The organism is Kiloniella litopenaei, assembly GCF_000982415.1.
Classification (GTDB): Bacteria; Pseudomonadota; Alphaproteobacteria; order Kiloniellales; family Kiloniellaceae; genus Kiloniella; species Kiloniella litopenaei.
The window spans coordinates 105428-127507 of the sequence record NZ_LANI01000021.1 but is presented as its reverse complement, the minus strand read 5'-3'; the positions used below and the strand labels follow the sequence as shown (position 1 = coordinate 127507).

Genomic DNA, 22080 nt, shown 5'->3' with positions numbered 1-22080 from the left:
CGAAAATCGACGGGGTTTGTCAACGGTCTGACGCGCCGGAAACTCCGGCGCGTTTTTTTATTTAGCCAGAAAAAGAAAGGCCGATGTTAATTCAACATCGGCCTTTCTTTTATTACAATAAATCTGACTTCACTTTTATCGTGACAGAACGAGCGTTGCCCATTCACCTAAATGAAGCTCACGAATAACTTTCAACCCCAGCGCTTTATGCGCCTTCACAACTTTATCCTGCTGTGTAATGAGTAACCCGGACAGAACCGCAATTCCGCCTTGCGCCAAATTCTTTTCCAGTAATGGCGCCATTTGACACAGCGGTTCAGCCAGAATATTTGCTGCAATCAGATCATAGGGCCCCCGAGCGGTAACTTCCGGCGCATTGTAGCCATCACCACAAACACCTGTGATATCCGAAACATTATTCAGCTCGGCATTTTCCAGCGCCACACGCACGGAATCAGCATCGATATCCACCCCCAGAACCGGGCAATTCCACAGGATCTTGATCCCCATGGACAAGATACCTGACCCACAGCCCATATCCAGCGCATTGGCAATTTTTCTGTCTTCGGCCAAATCCGTGAGAGCAATCAGGCACCCTTTGGTTGTATCGTGCTGTCCGGTACCAAAGGCAACATTTGCCTCTATCAACAAAGGCACCGAACCTTCGGGCGGTTGTTCTGTGACATGCGATCCGTGGACAAAGAACTTTCCCGCGACAATTGGCGGCAAAGCTTTTTGACTCTCAGCAACCCAATCAACATCGGGAAGCTGTTCGATCGTTACTTCAGGAACATCGCCACCTATAATTTCGGCAGTGCTTGCCAAAATACTGTTCACCTGTTCATCAGATGGTTTTCCGTCAACATACAGCTTAACGGAAACAATGCCTGCTGCGTCGGGGTTCGTTGTGACTATCGCGCCATCTAGCGGCTCCAGAGCAAGCTCATAGATAGGCAAGTTGACCTCTTTTATATCCAGGGCAACAACCCAAACTGCGGAATTATCTTCTTTCATTACATACCTGCCTGTTCAGCGGGAACCACAAAGTTGCTCAGAACTTTTTTACTTCCAGCCTTATCAAAAGAAATTGTCAGGCGTTCGCCTTCTACTGAAGTGATCAACCCGTAACCGAATTTTTGATGGAAAACACGCTCTCCACGCCCGAAGCCGCTTTTACTTTCTGAAACCTTTTGCGCTGCTTGTCGAACAAGCTGAGATTCACCACTTGAATAACTTCTAGCACGCTGCATGCCCGGACTAACCCGATCATTATCCTGCCACCCTCTACCAGAGCCAAAGCCACCGTATGATGGCTCTAACGGTGCAGAATAGATACCACGATCACTTTCCCGCTCAATATGTTCATGGGGAAGCTCATCGACAAATCGTGACGGAATTGCCGAGGCCCACGACCCATGCATACGTCTGTTGGCTGCAAAGGAAATAATGGCGCGTTCTCTGGCCCGGGTTAACCCCACGTAAGCCAATCGACGCTCTTCTTCCAGCCCTTTCAGACCCTGTTCATCCATTGCGCGTTGGTTCGGGAACAATCCCTCTTCCCAACCCGGCAAGAAAACAGTTTCAAATTCAAGACCCTTGGCACCATGCAAGGTCATGATAGACACCATGTCCTGGTTTTGTTGGCTGTTGGTATCCATCACAAGACTGACATGTTCCAGAAAATCGGGAAGACTCTCGAACTCACCCAAGGCATTCACCAACTCACGTAAGTTTTCAACGCGTCCCTTGGCTTCAACTGATTTGTCATTCTGCCAGAATTCCAGATAACCGCTTTCTTCCAGAATAAGGTCAGCTAGCTCTGGATGCGGGATATCATTTTTCAAACCCTGCCAACGTTCAACCTGTGCAACAAAGCCGGCCATCGACTTGCGTGCTGCTGGACGCAGCTCATCCGTTTCAACGATTTCCTGCGCCGCCTTAAACAAAGATGTCTCGATCTGACGGGCCAATTGATGAACCACGCTGACGGCCGCAGGACCAAGCCCTCTTTTCGGCGTATTGATAACCCGCTCAAACGCCAGACTGTCATCCGCCGAATTCACAAGGCGCAGGTACGCCAAGGCATCACGGATTTCCAGACGTTCATAAAACCGTGCACCGCCGATCACCCGGTAAGGGATACCCAACGTCAAAAAACGCTCTTCAAACTCACGGGTCATGGCCCCCGTCCGAACAAGAACAGCAATCTGATCCAATGATTGCCCCTTGCGTTGTAAGCTTTCCGTTTCTTCGCCGACAAACCGGGCTTCAGCCTCGCCATCCCAAAGGCCGCGAACACGAATCATCTCGCCGTCATCATCATCCGTCCAAAGCGTCTTGCCCAAACGACCTTCGTTGTGGCTGATCACAGAAGATGCCGCGGCAAGAATACGTCCGGTCGAACGATAATTCCGTTCCAGACGGACAACTTTAGCGCCGGGAAAATCCTTTTCAAATCGCAGGATATTGCCAACCTCGGCCCCACGCCATCCGTAAATGGATTGATCATCATCCCCAACACAGCACACATTCTGATGCCCTTGGGCCAAAAGACGTAACCAAAGGTACTGGGCCACGTTGGTATCCTGATACTCATCAACAAGAATATAGTGAAAACGCCGATGATAATCCGCTAAAACATCCGGATAGGTCTGAAAAATAACCAGAGTATGCAACAGCAAATCACCAAAATCACAGGCATTGAGTTCTTTCATGCGCTGCTGATAGCTCTGGTAAATTTTATGAATACGTCCGCCGGCAAATTCCTTGGCTTCGTTGGCAGAAACATGATCCGGCGTTTGCCCGCGATCTTTCCAGCGCTGAATAACACCGAGAACCGATTTCGGCGGCCATTTTTTATCGTCGAGATTATTTTCTTTCAGAAGCTGCTTTACCAGACGCAGCTGATCATCTGTATCAATAATCGCAAAGTCAGTTCCCAGGCCAACCTTCTCGGCATGAGCCCGCAACATACGAACCGCAATGGCATGAAAAGTACCCAACCACCAGCGTTCGACAGAAGGTTCATTGAGGATGCCAGCGACCCTCTCCTTCATTTCCTGCGCGGCTTTGTTTGTAAAGGTCACAGCCAGCACCTGCCCCGGGAAAGCTTTCCCCGTCGCCAGAATATGGGCAAGCCGTGTGGTTAGAACGCGTGTCTTTCCGGTCCCGGCACCAGCCAGCACAAGAACAGGTCCATCAGTGGTCTGAACAGCATCCATCTGCGATTCATTAAGACCGGTAAGATAGGGCGGCAGCCCGTCGTTTTGCATTTGCGATTCGTTTATCATGATTGGTTTATAACGCAGCTTCTCGGCAAGCTCATCCACTTTTACCTCTTGACCTAAAGATCAAACAACTCTTTATGTTATGCAAAACTCTGAACCACAAGAACATACAGGAAAAAACATGACCCGTATTACAGAGCGCCACGCGCTGCTTTCCGAAACACCAAGTACACAACGGGTCGTCACCATGCATCGCTACGGTGCAGGCACAGATGGTAAAGTTGCTTATGTACAAGCTTGCCTACACGCAGATGAAACGCCGGCAATGGCTTGCACTCATCATTTGCTGCAACGTCTCGAAGACGCAGATCAACAGGGCTTGATAAAGGGCGAAATCGTTGTTGTTCCCTTTGCCAACCCTATTGGCCTGGATCAATTTGAAGATGACATTCTTCTAGGGCGTGTTCACCGTGGCGGTGAAGGTAACTTTAACCGTGGTTGGTATGATCTAACCGCAATGATGAAAGATCGTCTTGTTGGCAAACTTGGAACAGATGCAGATAGCAACGTTCAACTTATTAGGGCAACAATGCAGGGCGTTCTGGACGAAGTGACACCAACAAGCGAATTCGAAAGCCTTCGCAAGATACTGACAAAAGAAGCCGCCCGCGCTGACTATGTCTTTGATCTTCATTGCGATGATGAATCTCTCCCATATCTTTATATATCTGACCTCAACTGGCCAGATTGTCAGGATTTTGCCGCCGATTTCGGCGCAGCAGCCGTCATGATGGCTGAAAATTCAGGTGGCGGCAGCTTTGACGAGGTATATACGCGCCCCTGGGCGGAGCTTTCACGTCTGTTCCCGGATGCAACCATTCCGCAGGCAACCATGTCGATGACGGTTGAACATCGCGGACGCCCAGACGTCTCGGACGAAATCGGGGCAAAAGATGCCGATGCACTCTATAAATTCTTTGTTCGTCGCGGCCTGATCAAAGGCGACGCAGGCCCTCTGTCTGCACCTTTGTGTGATGCAACAGGTACTGACGCTTGTGAGATTATTCCCTCACCGGGCGCAGGCTTTGTGACCTATTGCCGAGAACTGGGTGACATGGTGAAAAAAGGCGATCAAATCGCAACGCTGATTGACCCCGCAGCTGAAGATCCGACACAATCTCGCACGCCGATCTATGCTGGAACAGATGGAATTTTCTTTACACGCCGCCAGCACAAAGCCGTCAAACCGGGCCTTGTTGTCGGCAAGGTTGCGGGCAAAGAACCACTCAAATCAGGCTATCTTCTCGAAGACTAAATCTCATTTTGAGAATCGTGTTTAAAAAATTAAGGGCTGAAACCATATAGCGTTTTCAGCCCTTATCTATATCAATACAATTTTTGATCTAATTTTACAGAAACTGTTACATGTCGCCACGCTCTTCTGCCCGGGCCTGCTCCATCGCTTTTTTATAGGCGAGTGCCACATCGTGTTCGTGTAAGACACCTTTCAGAACACCTTCTTCATCAATCACGGGGATATAAACCTCTCCACTTGCCCCATGGGCCTGAAGTGCCTGTTCAATATTAGAATCTTCCTCTAGCTGAACAGCCTTGGTGCGCGCAATATCCAGTGCCGTAAGGGCAACACCCTTTTCTTCCTGTAAATCCAGCCCATCAGCCAGCTCAATAAAAGTGATCGATCCTTTAAGTCGTTCTTCCTCATCAATCACAAAGACCTGTCCCAGCCGTGTTTTCCTGATCTCTTCCCTGACATGCTGCAAATCCGCGGTCGTATCAACAGTTGATACTTCGCAATGTACCATATGAGATATGGTGATAGATCGCATCAGGCTGGCTTCGCGCCCGCCCCGAATTTCAACGCCCCGCCTTTCAAGCTGCCACATGAAAAAAGAGCGGCCGTGAACCTGCTGCGTGATGACACTGGAAAGGGAAGTCGCAATCATAACGGCAATGGTTAGGGCATAGTCGTTTGTCAGCTCAAAAATCATCAGGATGGTTGAGACTGGTGCCCCAAGAACCGCCCCGGCAACAGCCCCCATGCCAATCACGGTATAGGCCCCCGTTCCGGAAGAGAGTTCGGGAAAAATACTGGTCGCAATAATGCCATAGGCACCACCGACCATTGCCCCAAGAAAGATCGATGGCGAAAATACGCCCCCGGAGAAGCCAGATCCCAAGGAAATCGCGGTTGCGATGGTCTTCACCACAATCAAAGCCAATAACAACCAAAGGGGGTAAAGTTCTGACAAGGCCGCATCGGTTGCTTCATAACCAACACCAAGAACCTGTGGGAAGACAAGAGCCATAACACCCAGTGCCAGCCCACCGATCATCGGTTTTCCCCAGAAGGGAACATTCAGTTTCTTAAAGGTATCTTCTGCAAAAATCACCGACCACATAAAAGCAATGGCCGCCAAAGCTGAAATAATGCCCAGAAGGGCAAAGGCCGGGAATTCCCAGAATGATGACAAGGACATTGCCTTGGGCAGAATAAAGGCCGGAAAATCACCATAGTAAATGCGGCTGATAATCGTACCGACAACGGACGCGATAACAATCGGGGCAAAGGCAGAAAGCGCGTAATGACCGACAACAACTTCCAAAGCAAAAAAGACCCCCGCAATCGGGGCATTAAAAGATGTCGCAATAGCCGCAGCAACGCCACAGCCCAACAGCGTGCGGAAGAGTGAATATCCGAGGTGTAGCCGTTTTGAAAGCCATGCGCCAATTGATGCCCCCAGATGAACAACGGGCCCCTCACGCCCGACGGACGCCCCGACCCCAATCGAGAATGCTGATGCAATGGCAGCTCTGACACCAATTTTCAAGGACATGCGGCCACCTTTTAGCGCGGTAGCCTCTATGACGTGCGGAACCCCCTGTGGTTTACCATCTGGCAAGAAGTATCGAATAAACAACCCAACGATCCCACCACCAATAACGGGCACCAGAACAATTTGCCACCAAGGTAACCCGGCCATTCCCGCAGATACTTTCTCGCCTTGAAACCCGTAGAAAAACATCTGGACAAGATCAATGAAATGACGGAATGCCATAGCGGCAAGTCCGGCTGCCACCCCTATAATTACAGCAAGTGACGAAAGAATAACCTGCTCATTCTGTATGAATTGCTTGATCTGTTGTAACGGCGACAACCGGGGCGCTTTATCCCTAGACATATCGGCCCCATATAACCAAAGGATAAAGGATCGCTTTTCTGCATAAACTGATCATACAGATTACGTTTATCCCCATCCTCCGGGATAAATAAGAAGTACAGGTTAAAATAAGCAGGACCGCCATCCACAGCTAAAGTATTTAATAGTTCTAATAATGGTTATAACGCTATGGAAATTATAGTTCCACCAGAACAATCGATTTTTTTATAAAATTACTCAAAACAGCCTTAGAAAGGATAGACATTAACGCCGATTAAAATTATCAACCTTCACGCCAAAAGCATTCATATACGAATTACATACAGCGACCGATTGATCCCTCGGCACAAATACGTTTTCCATCAAGCCAAGTCGCACCAGACAAGTCAGCTTTCGTCAAGTCTGCCCCCTCAATTTTAGCTTTTGTCAGGTTTGCGCCTCTTAACACGGTTTTAAAAAGTCGGGCTCGTTTCAAATTTGCCCCTGTGAAGTTAGCGCCCCGCAAATCAGCTTTGGTGAAATCGGCTTCCGGCAAAGATGCCTTAGAGAAATTCGCATCAACCAAGGAAGAACTGACAAATTTGGTGCGGAAGGCAGAAACATTTTTAAGGTCTGCGCCATCAAGCGACCCCCGCAAAAAGCTGGTATCTCGCAGGCGAGCGCTGGATAGGTCAACATTATCGAGACTCAAGCCATCCATATTACAGCGTTGCCAGTTCACATCTGGTCCAGCCGGATCTGTACAGGCAGCATAAACATCAGTAGGTGACTGAAAACAGGCAAAAGCGAGAATCGCAAGATAAAGACATTTTTTCATAATCTTAATGTTAGAAATCAACGCCCTAACTTCAAGTAAATTCACCTCTGCTTCCCTCCCAGCCTACAGCCCGAGCCAAACCACATTCCTTGCAGATCCCCCCCTGACATCCTTGGCCACGACATAGTTGGCCATGACATAATTGGGTCAAACCATTGAGTAAATAACTCAGGACTTAATATCCCAAGACATTATTGAACGCCCAATGTTCACAGGCAAGGGCATGCTTTGTTGAGCCTCATATATCTCTTTCAGGTTGCCAACCAATGTATCAGGCATTTCACATGATGCACGTTTTTCCAAATCTACATGAAGAGATATCCATTCAGACGTCGCAGCTAAATACCCGGCATCAACATTATAAAGGGAATGATGATAGCTCATTTTTTTTCGATCATAGCCGAGTAGCCTTGTTTCCACCTTCATCTTCGACCCATGATGAAGCTCTTTTATGTAATTAACATGGTTTTCAACAACGAAGGTTGAGCAGCTTTTTTCTTGCCGATAACTTTCAGTCACACCAAAAAATTCTAAAAAAGCATCCGTCGCATCGCAAAAGACGTGCATATAATAAGCGACATTCATATGCCCATTGTAATCAAGCCATTCGGATGGAACACTCCCCTTATAAGTGACCAGAGGCATTACCTCGTTCGAATTAATCACGCCTTTATTCCTCTACCGGTAAACAAGAAACCAACACATTATTTGACGAATCCATAAAAAACCACACCATGGAAAAAAGATTAAAAAAACATTACCCTAACGAAGATTCGCACGCCCTATTTCGCTAAAATTTAAAACAAATCAATGCATGATGATGCAAAAATGCAACAGTATGTTTCTTCTACCGCATTTAATTACTCTTATGACTGGTTTTGCTATCAAGCCTGTGATAATCAACCATACTAAGTTTTGTACTCTTTAAAAGACTGTATTGTTGTTACCTTTTAAGAGCATTTAAGTATTTTGTTTTGTTCATACGCATTTGCCTTGGAATACGCTTGGAATAGATCGTGTACTAAAAGCAGATGTCAGGGGGGTCTCTGGTGGACAAGTGTTATGACCGTAGAAACAAATGATAGGCGAAATGTCGTGGGGTTAGGTATTTTGTCCGAGATTAATTCTCGACTAATTAAACGTTTGGTAGCTTTTACTGCTGTTGCTATTTTTGTGACAGGCTGTGCCAGCAAGCCAAATTCAACGCTGCAAGAAGAAGCAAACGCAAGCACTGATGACCAGTGGGCGCAAACTGAAAGCGCAGCCGCAGTTGACGAAGGTGACAATGATCCAATTGAAACCGTTAACCGCTTTATTTTCGCATTCAACGATGCAGCAGATACACTGATCTTCCGCCCCGTTGCAGAAGGTTATCGCTTTATTGTTCCATCTCCTATTCGCGATTCTGTTCGTAATTTCATCAGAAACTCATACTCGCCTGTTATTCTTGCGAATGATCTTCTTCAGGGTGATATTGAAAAAGCAGAAAATACTTTTGCTCGTTTCTTGGTGAACACAATTGCTGGTGCTGGTGGCTTGGCAGATGTGGCCGGTCAAACTGGTTTGGAATACCACGCAGAAGATTTTGGACAGACACTAGGAACTTGGGGCGTTCCCGAGGGACCTTACTTGGTCCTTCCAATTCTTGGCCCATCAAACGTCCGTGACGGTGTTGGCCTGATCGGTGACGCGCTTCTGGATCCATTGACGTATGTTGCAAAAACAGAAGTTCTGATTGCGCGTAAAGTGACCGATGGTGTCGACAAAAGATCACGTAACATTGAAACGCTGGATGAACTGGAACGTGATTCAGTTGACTTCTATGCACGTGTTCGTTCGCTATATCACCAAAAACGTGTGAACGAAATTAACGACGGTGATGTAGAACCAACATTGGCACCGGGGTTAACAGACATCTTCCCAGAAGATGACGACCAAGTTTCTCTTGTGGAATAAACGATGAAGCACATTTCTTGCTTTATAAAAAACATTGCAGCCCTCCTAGCGGGGGCTGCTTTCTGTTTGGCCGCTTTTAATGGCACTGCCAACGCAGACGATGACGCAGGTCTATTTCTAAAAGCCCTGCAGGAAAAAGCGATTACCCAGCTATCAAACGAAGATGTATCTGAAGAAGAGCGCGAAAAGCAATTCCGTACTCTCCTGAACGAAAACTTTGATGTCGAGGGTATCGCGCGCTTTGTAATTGGAAAATACTGGCGCAAAGCCGAGACTGAGCATCGCGACGAATTCATAGCGATATTTGAAGACATCATGGTTCAGCGCTTCTTGCCAACCTTCAATCAGTACGCTGGTTCTGATTTTGAAGTAACAAAGGTTGTTCCAAAAAAATCTTTTTTTATTGTCTTCAGTACAGTTAAAACTGAAAACGGTGAACCCGCCCAGATACTGTGGCGTGTTGAAAAGAAAGACGAAGCTTCTTCCCATATCGTCACCGACATCGCAGCCGAAGGCATTAGCCTACGATCTACTTACCGATCTGATTACACCTCTGCCCTTAAAAGCCTTGGGGGTGATCTTTCGGCACTGAACAGTAAGTTGCGGAAAAAAGTACAATCGGGTGATTTTGCTCCAAAAGAAAGCAGCTAGAACAAATCACACAAAAAAGACAAAGCCCCGGGTTTAACGATCCGGGGCTTTTTTTTCAGGAAAAAGAAGCGCTGCTCTCAAACGCCGCTGATTGCCTAAAGTTCTTTTTCTTTGTTCATAAAAAAAGGTGCCAGAAACAAATCTGCTTCCAGCACCTTTCATCATCTTTGAGAATTGATAAAGCAGGTCTCTATCGTTTCAAAGGCTTGTACTTGATCCTGTGTGGTTGATCAGCTTCTGCGCCCAAACGACGTTTGCGGTCAGCTTCATAGTCCTCGTAATTCCCCTCGAACCAGACAACCTGGCTGTCCCCTTCGAAAGCAAGGATATGCGTGGCAATACGATCCAGGAACCAGCGGTCGTGTGATGTCACCAGAACACAGCCGCTATATTCAAGAATGGATTCTTCAAGAGAGCGCAACGTATCAACATCAAGATCGTTCGTCGGCTCATCCAGAAGAATGACGTTTGCACTCTTTCTGAGCATCTTTGCAAGATGCACACGGTTACGCTCACCACCAGAAAGTTGACCTACTTTCTTTTGCTGATCGCCCCCTTTGAAGTTAAATGCCCCGACATAAGAACGCGACTGATAGGTGTGTTTACCGATTTCAATCACATCAAGACCGTCCGAGATTTCTTCCCAAACATTCTTTTCAGGAGATAGAGCATCACGGCTTTGATCAACATATCCAATTTCAACTGTTTCACCAACATTCAAAGACCCTTCGTTTGGCTCTTCCTGTCCAGTGATCATTCTAAACAATGTTGTTTTACCAGCACCGTTAGGCCCAATGATGCCGACGATCGCTCCTTTTGGAATCTTGAAATTCAAATTTTCGATCAGCAGCTTGTCACCAAAAGCCTTTGAAAGGTTATTTGCCTCGATAACCAGATCACCCAAACGCGGTGCTGGCGGGATAACAATCCGACCAGGGTCAGGCGCGCGAGAGCTTTCTTCCTGAACAAGTGTCTCATAAGCCTGCAGACGTGCTTTGGATTTTGTCTGGCGTGCTTTTGCCCCCTGACGCACCCATTGCAATTCATCTTTGAGGAATTTTTGTTTCGCGCTTTCCTGCTTCTCTTCAATAGAAAGACGTTTCTGTTTTTGTTCCAACCAGCTTGAATAGTTTCCTTCGTAAGGAATACCTTCACCGCGATCGAGCTCCAAAATCCAGCCCGCAACATTATCCAGGAAGTATCTATCGTGCGTCACGCACACAACAGTCCCTTTATAGTCTTCCAGGAAGCGTTCTAGCCAAGAAACTGATTCAGCATCAAGATGGTTGGTTGGCTCATCAAGAAGAAGCATATCAGGCGAGGATAAAAGCAACTTACATAAGGCAACACGACGGCGCTCACCACCAGAAAGCTTTGTTACATCAGCATCACCCGGCGGGCAGCGCAACGCATCCATGGCAATTTCAACCTGACGATCAAGATCCCACGCATCCATGGCATCAATCTTTTCCTGAAGCTCGCCCTGTTGTGCGATCAAATCATCCATTTCATCCGGATCAACTTCAGCAAACTTTGCGCTCAATGCCTCAAAATTTTCCAGCAACGCTTTTGTCTCGGCAACGCCCTCAAAAACATTCCCTGCCACGTCCTTGTCCGGGTTAAGTTGGGGTTCCTGAGGTAAGTAACCAACCTTTACACCATCGGCAGCACGGGCTTCACCATTTATTTCATTATCGAGACCAGCCATGACTTTCATCAAGGTCGACTTACCTGAACCATTCAGTCCCAAAACGCCAATTTTTGCGCCAGGAAGAAAGTTCAAATGAATGTTTTTTAGAACCTGTTTTCCACCGGGAAAGGTTTTAGAAACCCCATCCATTTGATAGATGTACTGATATGATGCCATTCGGCGCTCCAATTAATGGTATATAGAATTTTGCAGAGATCCTGCGTTGATGCGGTTTTACCCTATTGAACAGTCAGACGCAATCACCCCAGCCAAAGATTGGTCCCAAGCCAGCGATCATTCTATTCACCAGCCTTTGCGACAATCTGAGCTGAAGATACAGGCAAAAAGACACCAAAAACTGATCCCTTACTACTTGTCTCAACCAACTCCAAACGACCATCGAAATATTGAACAATCTGTCGTGAGATGCTCAATCCCAAACCAGTTCCATGTGGTTTATCGGCAAGACCTTCGCGGGATTGGTGAAATTTATCAAAAATGCGCTCACGCGCCTGCCAGGGGACACCGCCCCCATTATCCGCAACAGTAATAGCAATCTCTTGCCCCTGTCGAAAAACAGATACCTTGACCCGTCCCTGATCTTCGTCACAAAACTTAACCGCATTGGAAAGCAAGTTTACGAAAACCTGCATCAGTCGATCTTTATCCCCCCTGATTTCTGGTAAACCCGGTTCAAAATCAACATCAAGAACAATGTCTTTTTCACTCAGGATTGCAGACATGGTGTCCATCGCATTCTCAACAACCTGGGGAATGTCCAGATCCTCCAAGACCCACTCCATTTGCCCCGCTTCAATTTTGGCCAGATCAAGCACCTGATTAATAAGGCGGGTTAAACGAACACTCTCCTTTACAATAATCCCTAAGAATCTGCTTTTTTCTTCGTCCTCCAGATCGGGATGATCACTTAGAATTTCACTAAATGAACGAATAGACGTAAGCGGTGTTCTTAATTCATGACTGACGGTGGATAAAAATTCATCCTTTAGACGATCAAGTTCCTGAAGCCGTTCATTCGCAGCCCGTAATTGTGCCGTGGTACTTTCTAGTTCCTTGGATTTCTGTTCCAGATTTTGGCTGTATTCAATTACCTGCGACGTTTCATCCAAAATCGTCATAACTTCTTCGAGCCGGACAACCTCCCCCTTAACCACAGAAGAAATCATCACACGCGCCGAAGCAGCACCAATAGCACCAGAGAGTAAACGTTCTGTCAGATGAACAAGGTCCGCATCTGCAGCAATAACCCGCCGGCGCTCTAACCCTCTATCCCTGAAATATCCACTAAAAGCCCTGTCAGCTCTGGCACGCCCTAAAAACCGAACAAGCAGATTAAACAAATCTTCAACAGATGCAGAACCTTGCCATAGCTGTGAACGTGGACCTTGATCTGCGTAACGATAAACATCGACAAACAAGGCTCCTTGCACCCTCTCAATGGCTGAATGCCGTGTATAGAGAGAAACAAACACATAGGACCCGGCATTAAAAACCGTTGTCCAGAATAACGCATGGGTTAGATGATCCAGCCCCTGCAATCCGAATAGCTCATAGGGTCTGAGTAATTCTATGCCCCATGGCCCGGCGGCAATAAAGGTGATCGGCAGTAATCCCGATTTTGCAAACGAGGGCAAAAGAAGCGTATAGGCCCAAATAACAAACCCACAGGAAAGCCCCACCAAAGCCCCTTTTCGGTTGCCACCTTTCCAAAACATCCCCCCAATCATTGCCGGGGCAAATTGAAATACTGCCGCGAACGAGATCAGGCCGATTGTCACCAAGGCATCGCTCTCACCCAAAAAGCGAAAATAGGCATACCCGAACAAGAGGATCAGGATAATACTGCTACGCCTTACAAAAAGTAAGACACCGGTAAAATCGCTTCTTTTTCTTAATCCCAACCAATTCCATCGCAAAAGCACAGGCATCACCAGATCGTTACAAACCATCGTACTCAAGGCGATGGTGGCAACAATAACCATAGAGGTGGCGGCAGATAATCCCCCCAGAAAAACCAGTAACGCCAGCATTTCTTGCCCATGGGCCATCGGAAGCGTCAAAATAAAAGTATCTGCATTAACGTCGCCCCGGGGAAATTGCAGCATCCCTCCAAGCGCTATAGGCAAAACAAATATATTGATCACCAGTAAATAGAGAGGGAAAAGCCAAACGCCTTTACGAAGCTCTGGCTCATTAACATTTTCCACAGCAATGACTTGAAACTGCCGGGGCAAACACACCGCAGCAACCATAGACAAGGTGGTCAAGGTTACCCATGTGATATAGGCCCCCTCTTTTTCAAAAGTCATCAGTTGCACAAGTTCGGGCACCTTTGATGCTTGCTGGAACAGGTCACCAAATCCGTCATAAAGCCCAAAAGTGACAAAGATACCAACAGCAAGAAAAGCAAAAAGCTTCACCACAGATTCAAAAGCAATAGCAACCACCACACCATCGTGGTGTTCACTGTTGTCAATGTGTCGTGTGCCGAACAGGATCGCAAATATAGCCAAAACCAACGCCACCCAAAAGGCTGTATCAGCAACCGTTGCAATCGGGGGGGAATTAAGCGGTGCAACAACCTCGGGGTACTGACTTAAAACATTAAAGCTTGTTGCAACGGCTTTAAGCTGCAGAGATATATAGGGCACAATGCCCACAACAGCGATCACGGTAACCAAAGCACTTAAAGGCGTACTTTTACCATAGCGAGAAGATATAAAGTCAGCAATCGACGTGATGCGGTGGGCTTTGGTGATCCTGATTATCTTTTTAACAACCAACCACCAGAGAATAAAAACAAGCGTTGGTCCCAAATAAATAGGCAAAAAGTCCAACCCGCTGGATGACGCGCGCCCCACGGAACCATAAAAGGTCCAGGACGTACAATAAACCCCCAGCGAAAGTGCATAGATATAGGGATGGGATGTAATCCCAGCACCACGCTCAGCACGTTTGTCGGCAACATAGGCAATCGCAAATAAAACAAGCAAATAACCGAACGAAGAAAGTATAATGATCCAATCAACCAGCATGATCATTACCTTTTACTGTAGCTGTCTGTTCTTTCCCTTCTTGATCGGAAAGGCTTGGATTTAAATCACTGTGGTGATCGGACACTAAAGTATCAATTACAGACGATTCATTTCTTTCAAGAGAACGTGTCGCATCATCAGCATCCTTTGATGCGGACCAAGCGACAGCCAAGATAATCCCGCCCCATGCGGCAAAGAGGTACAGAAACAAGGGCGGAAGACCCCAGATTAGCTTCTCGCCACTAAAAATAGATAAAAAAAGAGGGCTAAAAAGCAGTAGCGCCAATAGAAAAAGCGCTATACTGCGATCGCCTTTATCACCAGGACGGCTCACTCGTACTCCTTCTAAGGGATGCAAACTAGTAGATCTTATCAGTGACGTGATAAGTCGAGTGCTATGCCAGTTTCTCTTCAACTCCAAGATGTTGCTTAACCAGTCGAACAACATCTTTTGTGGAAAAAGGCTTCGTCACAAAATCGTCTGCTCCGAGTTCCATCCCCTTTAATCGATCAACATCACGCCCTTTTGCCGTAAGCAAAATAACGCGTATATCTTTCCATGCATCATTTGAACGCACAGATTTCAACACTTCAAAACCGTCTTTTCTTGGCAACATGATATCCAGTAGCATAAGATCAGGCGGGCGGCTTTTTACCATCCGCAATGCTGCATCGCCATCACGCGCAATAAAGACTTCGAAGCCAGCTTTTTTCATCAAAAAGCTTAATGAGTCGACAATATGAGGCTCGTCTTCGACCACAAGAACCGTCTGAGGCATTTTCTGCCTTTCTCCACTATCCGGTTATCTCTTTTTCCATTCCCTGTAGGCCCTACATTACAATCTGGTCAGGTGTTTTGCCAAGCTGTGATTTCATTCTGAAAATGTTGATGACCTTAATTTCCAACCAAAACACTATCTGGATGGGAAAAATCCACACCGTCAGCATAAACCACATGCCGCGCAAATGATGCTTCACACCCCAAACTAACAGCATAGGTATTTCCCGCCTGCCCGACCATTACACCCGGTTTTGTCACGGTCTTTGAAATCGAAAAATAAACACTTTGATCCTCGTCCCGCAAAGAATGGAGATTAATCCGTCCTGGCTTTAGGAATGCATCCTGTACACCCCAATCCGGCGATAAAACACCATACCGTGGAATACGCAGGCCGGATGCACTGAAACGTTTTGATATTTGCCCTGCAAGATCAACGCGAATAAAATGAAAAGGCACGCCTTCCTCTTCGGGTTTTTGCAAGGTTGTCAAGCGATGACAAACTTGTTCAAACCCGGCGCGAAAACGCCGACGTAGCAGATCTATGTCATGACGAAGATCATAAGCAGCAATCCGGAAAACGCTGTATGGCATCATCACTGCCCCGGCAAAATAGCTGCCCAGAGCCTTTAAACATAAGCTTTGCGCTTCATCGCTGCTAAGCGGCACATCCGCAAGAACCTTTTCCAGCACATCGGCATAGGCCACTTCGGCAATGATCCGTGCCATCCTGAAATTAAGCGAGCTGGTTGCCAAGGTTTCCATAAGCCGAAGAGTTCCGCCATCTTCACCTTCCAATTCCCACATACCGCGCTGCAAAGTCCCCTGAGAAGAAACCGGAACAATCTCGACCTGAATACCCAGCTGTTGATCCAGATACTTTGCCAAAGCATCGAACAGCCCATAAGGCTTGGGTTCACCTAATCGACCTCGTAGTTCTTCAGCTGCAGCTTCCAATACCGGAAAATAATGGTCATTGGCCGAAAGCATATCCACAACTTCATCAGTGGGCGTTTCACTTAACAAAGTTCCCTTTTTAGATTCACCATTAATGAAATCAAATAACTCTCCAACCATAGAGGTCAGCTTCTGACTTTCATCAACCAAAACATTGGTAAAGCGTTCTCTTTGATGCTCGGAAAGATCATCATTATCCTGCAGAATTTCAGCAAAGGATCGAATTGACGTTAACTGGGTCAAAAGTTGATGACTGGTTTCAGTAAAATAGGGATCCGCCGAAATAGACTCACGCGCCTTGAGCGTATCTTCGCGGGCATTTCGAAAGGCACGATAAAGCTTTAAAAGTGCGCGACTGATTTCAGGGTGCATCGCGACAAAATCACCAAGTACGGTTGTATCTGGTCTTGATCGCTCAAACAACGGGTCGGCAAAAAGCTCATTCATTGCCGAAAGTAACCGCGCTTCCTCTCCCCCCGTAAGCTCACCTTCCTTTACATTAAAGGCTTCTTCCAATTTCTTTTGAAGCTTGCGCGACAAAGGCCGCTGATTATGTTCGACAAGGTTCAGGTACGCCGCAGAAATATCTATTTTCTTTGCCATGGCTAGTTGTGTAAGGCCAATCTGGCTGCGTAGATGGCGAATTTTTCGCCCCGCAAAGACTTGTCGCGCCATAATATTTACAGCTTTCACAAAATTTAGAAAATTTACCTAAATATTTTTACAAAATTTGCAAAACAACACAACGTTTTATTGCCAGAATTATCAATCAATTCTACTTTCGCACCATACGAACAAGTCAGTCCCTGTGCTTGATTTTGTTAGTTGTGGCTTTGTGCATGGCCATCGTACTTCTGCCCTGTGATGTTCGCATTTCTCTAGAGAGTGATGATAAACAACAGATTATGGCAGAGAACTAATCTCTGAGGTCTGTTCGGGCGTTTGTGTTTTCGCCCGAGCTAAAAAACACCTTGGGGATATAGGCAAACTGGTTACCGCCAACTTTGTAACCAGTGAAGCTCTATCGACCTTACTGAGCGAGAGAGGCTAAGCCCCTCTCGTCTTTTTTTGATCTTGACCTACTTTCTTTTAGGCCATCATCTGACCAATTCCCATATACGCCACAATCGCAACGGTCAAAACAGCCAGCACCCCATTTATAATCAAACGTTTCTGCGGGCTTTGAATGGAAGAAATTATTCTAGAACCGCACCAGGACCACATACAATTTGTGGGAAACCCACCAACAATAAAAATCAAACACATAACGCCCCATTGCTCCCATACCGGGCTGGATTGGCTTGTAAACTGGGCAAATACGGTTGTTGCCATTAACCAAGCCTTTGGGTTCATTGGATGCACAATCAAACCATTCAAATAGCCAACAGCACTAACACTTTCCCCGCCTGACAGCTTTCCAGGATCTGAACGCGCTATTTTCCATGCCAAATATAACAGATACCCACTACTAATAACTGTTATAACCGGCGCCAATCCCGGGACACCTTTTAAGAGACTTGTGACCCCAAAGGCCGCAACGGCAAGGACCAGAAAGAAACCGCTTTGCACCCCCATGGTAAAAGGAAAAGCGCCACGAAAACCGAGCTTTGCCCCCGTTGCCATCAATATCATATTTGCGGGCCCTGGCGTACCAGACATGACCGCGGCAAAAACCAACGCAGGAATAATATTTTCAATTGGCATAACATAATGCCCCTTTCACTCACACCTGAACCAGGTGGCTGATTACAATTCACCTTTAAATATTTATATTGAAATGTTCATTGAACAATTACTATATTGTTCCTATGACAATTTTAACGCTCATTGCAGAAAACAAATCCGACCAAGGTCAAAAGTACGCCCATCTGGAACAGCTGTTTAAAGGCGCCATCCGTGATGGCATTCTAAAACCTGGCGAGAAGCTACCTCCTCTGCGAACGGCTGCATGGGAAGCCAAATGCAGCCTAGGCACAATGTCACGGGTTTACAGCTCCCTTGAACGCAAAGGATTAGTCAATGCCAGGGTTGGTCAGGGTACCTTTGTTCAAGAAGCCACAAATATTGGGGCTGATGTTATTTTACCTAATCCCCTGCAATCACAGAAAGCCCCCCTCGTTAACACTGGCCAGGCAACTGATTTGGGGCAGATGATTGATTTAGGCATGAATGCTATTGCCAATGACTGGGGGGAAGAAATAATTCGCTGGGCACTTCAGCGAACATCAACCAAAGCATCGAGCTTTAATCTTATGACCTATCGCGATGGCTTTGGTGACACTCAACAAAAACTGGCCTTACGTGCCTTTTTACCACCCTTACTTCAGGAAATCGGCGAGGACAGAATACTCATCAACCATGGGGCTCAAAACGGCGTTTACACCGCCTTGGGACGCCTGACAACACCGGGGGATACAATATGCCTCGAACCCCTTAGCTACCCGGGGGTAAGGGCCGCTATATCCCAATTAGGCCTTTCAAACATAACAGTAGAAACCGATGAATTTGGTATTTGCCCCATCTCTTTTGAGCAGCATTGTAAAAAGGGTCGCATCCGTATTCTTGTCACAACGGCGACGGGTCACAATCCAACTTGTATCACTACGCCGCTTTCCCGACGGAAAGAAATTGGCCTCATTGCGCAAAAATATGATGTATTGATTATAGAAGATGATATTTACGGATTTTTATATCCAGATGCACCGCCCCCCTACGCACACCTTTTCCCTGAACAAACCATTTATTTAAGCGGTCTGGCAAAAAGGATTTCCCCCTCTCTTCGAATAGGTTTTGCAATTGCACCACCCCATATCACTATGCTTATGGCCCAAGGGATTACAGCTCAGACCTGGATGGTTTCCCCCATACTCATCAACGCAGCCATAGAAATTGCTGGACGGCAAGACGATCTTATTTCGTTTTTAGAAGAAATAAGGAAAGAGGCGAAGCAACGTCATGATTTAACGATCCGTACTCTTTCCCCATACGCAACTAGCCTCAAGATCTGTCAATCGCATGCCTGGATCGAATTTTCCCAAGACATTTCAATCCCCCAACTTGTGCGACGCGCTGCCGAAGCCGGAGTCCATATTCTCGATGGTAACCGTTTCGCAAATAACGCCACAGCAGGAAAACACAATGTCAGGCTCTCAATCATGGCACCTGAAACAGCACAAAAACTAGAAAAAGCCCTAATAAAGCTTAAGACTGTTTTATCAAATCCAAATGAAACTTCGTGCGACTTCTTTTAATAAAAGAAAAGCAAGAATATTAAACAAATTATACAAAAACGATAAACATGAAAATAGCGACAAAAACACCAAATTATTAATAAAAACAAATCCCATCCTACAAACAACATGAGATTACACAAAAATATACTTACAAGATAATAATTAGGCAATTAATAATCATTATCATTCACTATTTTTTCAGATAAAATACTTGAAATTTTCGCCAGACAATTTACATTATTGGAAAGATTCTAAAGTAGATTACAAACCGCAGTAAGATAATAAATTTCACGAAGAACGAATTAAAAGCGAGGATATCATGAAAGGCGACAAAAAAGTCATCGAGCACCTGAACACCGCTCTAACGCATGAACTAACGGCGATTAATCAATACTATCTACACTCCAAGCTTCTGCAAGACTGGGGCGTCGAAGGTCTTGCTAAACATGAGTACAAAGAATCTATCGAAGAAATGCAACACGCTGACAAGCTGATGGATCGCATTTTGCTTCTTGATGGTTTCCCAAATCTTCAAAACTTGAACAAACTCAAAATCGGCGAAGATGTCGAAGAGATCCTAAAGTGTGATCTGGCCGGAGAACTGGAAGCCGTCGAAGTTTACAAAGAAGGCATTGCCTATTGCGAGTCCGTTAAAGACTATGGAAGCCGCGAGTTGCTTCGTGAAATTCTGGTTGACGAAGAAGAGCACGTGGATCACCTGGAATCACAGTTTGAATTGATTAAACGTGTTGGTATTCAGAACTACATCCAATCCCAGAGTAAAGTCGAAGGTGACTAAGCTTCCCTGAACTCTGTTGAGTCAATATAGCCTGACTCGTCCTGAAATATGTTGACGTTTTTTTCATGTTATAGCCAGCTGCATTTTGCAGCTGGCTTTTTTACAACCAATCAAATCACTTCATATAATTTGCGATTATCTTTTCCAACATAACCTATTAAGCACAAAGGATTTCTCCTAAATATCCGACCATATAAGTAAGATATTTTCTCTCAAAAAGAGCAATTACGAAATTGCAACTCATTCTCAAACATGCTAATTAATTGCGAATAACACTCAACTGCTTTTGCTTTCTTCTACAAGCAAAACGTTTTATCGCCCGGCTATTAAAGCCAAAATAGCCAAAACTGAATTGGTCTAAACGAAACTGACCAAAACTAAATTGGAATGAAAATGAGTCACGCTCTTAAAAAAGCTGCGCGTGTAGCAAGCACTGTTACCGTTCTAACTGTACTCGGTACAGGTACTGCATTTGCAGACACTGTTGACGCAAAAAGCGTCTTGAACAACTACGCAAACATCGCCCAGGCAGGTTTCGAAGATTCACTGATCTCTGCAAAAGCTTTGGATAGTGCGATTGATCAACTAATTGCTTCGCCTACTTCTGCCTCCCTGAACGCGGCTCGTGCAGCATGGGTTTCCGCACGTGCCCCTTATCAGCAGACCGAAGTTTACCGTTTTGGTAATGCCATCGTTGATGATTGGGAAGGCCGCGTTAACGCTTGGCCTCTTGACGAAGGTTTGATTGACTATGTTGATACATCATATGGTGACGAGTCAGACGAAAACGCGTTGTACACTGTGAACGTTATTGCAAATTCCAAACTATCCGTAAACGGTAAGGAAGTTGATGCCTCTAAAATCACACCAGAATTGATTTCTGCAACACTGCACGAAGCAGAAGAAGTTGAATCAAACGTCGCCACAGGATACCACGCGATCGAATTCCTCCTTTGGGGGCAAGACCTGAATGGCAATGGTGCAGGGGCTGGTAGCCGTCCGGCAACAGACTTTGACGTTAAAAACTGCACAGGCGGCAACTGTGATCGTCGCGCTCAGTACCTGAAATCTGCTTCAACCCTTCTGATTGCAGATCTGGAAGAAATGAAAGCAAACTGGGATGAGAAAGGCGCTGCAAGAACGGCCCTTCTAAAGGACGCCTCTGCCGGCCTGACAACAATTCTGACAGGCATGGGGTCTCTTTCATATGGTGAGCTTGCGGGTGAGCGTATGAAGCTAGGCCTTCTGCTCAACGATCCAGAAGAAGAACACGACTGTTTCTCTGATAACACTCATAACTCTCACTACTTTGACCAAATCGGTATTCGCAATGTGTACACTGGTCACTATCGTCGCCTTGACGGTTCTGTTGTAAGTGGTCCGTCCATTTCTGATCTTGTAAAAGCAAAAGATGCTGCGGTTGATAGCGAATTGACCGCAAAGCTGGATGCAACTGTAACATCCATGGCTGTCATGAAAGCACGCGCAGAAAGCATCGAAGCCTATGACCAAATGATTGGTGAAGGTAATGTTGTCGGGAATGCAGTTGTTCAAAAAGCAATTGATGGCCTGATTGACCAGACACGCTCGATTGAGCGCGCTGTTGTAGCACTTGGTCTTTCAGCTATTGAAGTCGAAGGCTCAGATAGTCTTGACAACCCGAATGCGGTTTTTAACTAAAAAATGATATGGTTATAGATACATGGTCACTGCGACTACGTGTCTATCTATCCAAAA

At 46.1% G+C, this 22080-nt stretch carries 17 protein-coding genes; 6 read left to right on the top strand and 11 right to left on the bottom strand.

The window, feature by feature from the left end; all coding sequences use genetic code 11:
• Positions 1-135 precede the first annotated feature (135 nt).
• Entirely contained in the window at positions 136-1014 is an 879-nt protein-coding gene (locus tag WH95_RS14710; protein ID WP_046508558.1) for a 50S ribosomal protein L11 methyltransferase, read from the bottom strand.
• A complete protein-coding gene (locus WH95_RS14705; protein WP_046508624.1) occupies positions 1014-3290 on the bottom strand; it encodes an ATP-dependent helicase in 2277 nt (758 codons plus the stop codon). The genes WH95_RS14710 and WH95_RS14705 overlap by 1 nt, the downstream gene beginning before the upstream one ends.
• 118 nt (positions 3291-3408) lie before the next feature.
• On the opposite strand from WH95_RS14705, the gene WH95_RS14700 reads away from it, so the two are divergent.
• On the top strand, positions 3409-4542 hold the full coding sequence (locus WH95_RS14700; protein ID WP_046508556.1) for a succinylglutamate desuccinylase/aspartoacylase family protein: 1134 nt from the start codon (positions 3409-3411) through the stop codon (positions 4540-4542).
• A 106-nt stretch (positions 4543-4648) separates the two neighbouring features.
• Here WH95_RS14700 and WH95_RS14695 read toward each other — a convergent pair whose 3' ends face one another.
• The 3 genes from WH95_RS14695 to WH95_RS14685 all read right to left on the bottom strand — a co-directional run bounded on the left by WH95_RS14695 (position 4649) and on the right by WH95_RS14685 (position 7889).
• Complete coding sequence (locus tag WH95_RS14695; RefSeq protein WP_046508554.1) at positions 4649-6427, bottom strand: chloride channel protein; 1779 nt, start codon at positions 6425-6427, stop codon at positions 4649-4651.
• A 295-nt stretch (positions 6428-6722) separates the two neighbouring features.
• Entirely contained in the window at positions 6723-7268 is a 546-nt protein-coding gene (locus WH95_RS14690; RefSeq protein ID WP_245622978.1) for a pentapeptide repeat-containing protein, read from the bottom strand.
• A 123-nt stretch (positions 7269-7391) separates the two neighbouring features.
• Positions 7392-7889, bottom strand: coding sequence for a thioesterase family protein (locus WH95_RS14685; protein WP_157845979.1), 498 nt, complete (start codon positions 7887-7889; stop codon positions 7392-7394).
• Positions 7890-8285: 396 nt separating this feature from the next.
• On the opposite strand from WH95_RS14685, the gene WH95_RS14680 reads away from it, so the two are divergent.
• Together WH95_RS14680 and WH95_RS14675 are read left to right on the top strand one after the other, a co-directional pair.
• Complete coding sequence (locus tag WH95_RS14680) at positions 8286-9179, top strand: MlaA family lipoprotein (protein ID WP_052742056.1); 894 nt, start codon at positions 8286-8288, stop codon at positions 9177-9179.
• Positions 9180-9182: 3 nt separating this feature from the next.
• Positions 9183-9830 (top strand): MlaC/ttg2D family ABC transporter substrate-binding protein, encoded by a 648-nt coding sequence (locus WH95_RS14675; protein ID WP_052742055.1) that lies wholly within the window; start codon positions 9183-9185, stop codon positions 9828-9830.
• A gap of 190 nt (positions 9831-10020) precedes the next feature.
• Here WH95_RS14675 and ettA read toward each other — a convergent pair whose 3' ends face one another.
• The 6 genes from ettA to WH95_RS20705 form a co-directional block, all read right to left on the bottom strand.
• Positions 10021-11697 carry an energy-dependent translational throttle protein EttA gene (gene ettA / locus WH95_RS14670; RefSeq protein ID WP_046508550.1) on the bottom strand — a complete coding sequence of 559 codons (1677 nt, stop codon included), beginning with the start codon at positions 11695-11697 and terminating at the stop codon, positions 10021-10023.
• Between the two features lie 122 nt (positions 11698-11819).
• Positions 11820-14576 carry a sensor histidine kinase gene (locus WH95_RS14665; protein ID WP_046508548.1) on the bottom strand — a complete coding sequence of 919 codons (2757 nt, stop codon included), beginning with the start codon at positions 14574-14576 and terminating at the stop codon, positions 11820-11822.
• The gene (locus WH95_RS21035; RefSeq protein WP_046508547.1) at positions 14566-14910 is read right to left on the bottom strand and encodes a hypothetical protein; all 345 of its coding nucleotides are present in this window, start codon (positions 14908-14910) and stop codon (positions 14566-14568) included. The genes WH95_RS14665 and WH95_RS21035 overlap by 11 nt, the downstream gene beginning before the upstream one ends.
• 61 nt (positions 14911-14971) lie before the next feature.
• Positions 14972-15355, bottom strand: a complete 384-nt coding sequence (locus WH95_RS14655; RefSeq protein WP_046508541.1) for a response regulator — start codon at positions 15353-15355, stop codon at positions 14972-14974.
• Between the two features lie 116 nt (positions 15356-15471).
• On the bottom strand, positions 15472-16986 hold the full coding sequence (locus WH95_RS14650) for a helix-turn-helix domain-containing protein (RefSeq protein ID WP_046508539.1): 1515 nt from the start codon (positions 16984-16986) through the stop codon (positions 15472-15474).
• Between the two features lie 414 nt (positions 16987-17400).
• Positions 17401-18015, bottom strand: coding sequence for a LysE family translocator (locus WH95_RS20705; protein ID WP_052742054.1), 615 nt, complete (start codon positions 18013-18015; stop codon positions 17401-17403).
• 80 nt (positions 18016-18095) lie between these two features.
• Here WH95_RS20705 and WH95_RS14640 point away from each other — a divergent pair, with 80 nt between their 5' ends.
• The 3 genes from WH95_RS14640 to WH95_RS14630 all read left to right on the top strand — a co-directional run bounded on the left by WH95_RS14640 (position 18096) and on the right by WH95_RS14630 (position 22023).
• Positions 18096-19562, top strand: coding sequence for an aminotransferase-like domain-containing protein (locus WH95_RS14640; protein WP_162199392.1), 1467 nt, complete (start codon positions 18096-18098; stop codon positions 19560-19562).
• 301 nt (positions 19563-19863) lie between these two features.
• Positions 19864-20343 (top strand): bacterioferritin, encoded by a 480-nt coding sequence (gene bfr, locus WH95_RS14635; RefSeq protein WP_046508535.1) that lies wholly within the window; start codon positions 19864-19866, stop codon positions 20341-20343.
• 393 nt (positions 20344-20736) lie between these two features.
• A complete protein-coding gene (locus WH95_RS14630) occupies positions 20737-22023 on the top strand; it encodes an imelysin family protein (protein ID WP_204247802.1) in 1287 nt (428 codons plus the stop codon).
• Positions 22024-22080: the final 57 nt, after the last annotated feature.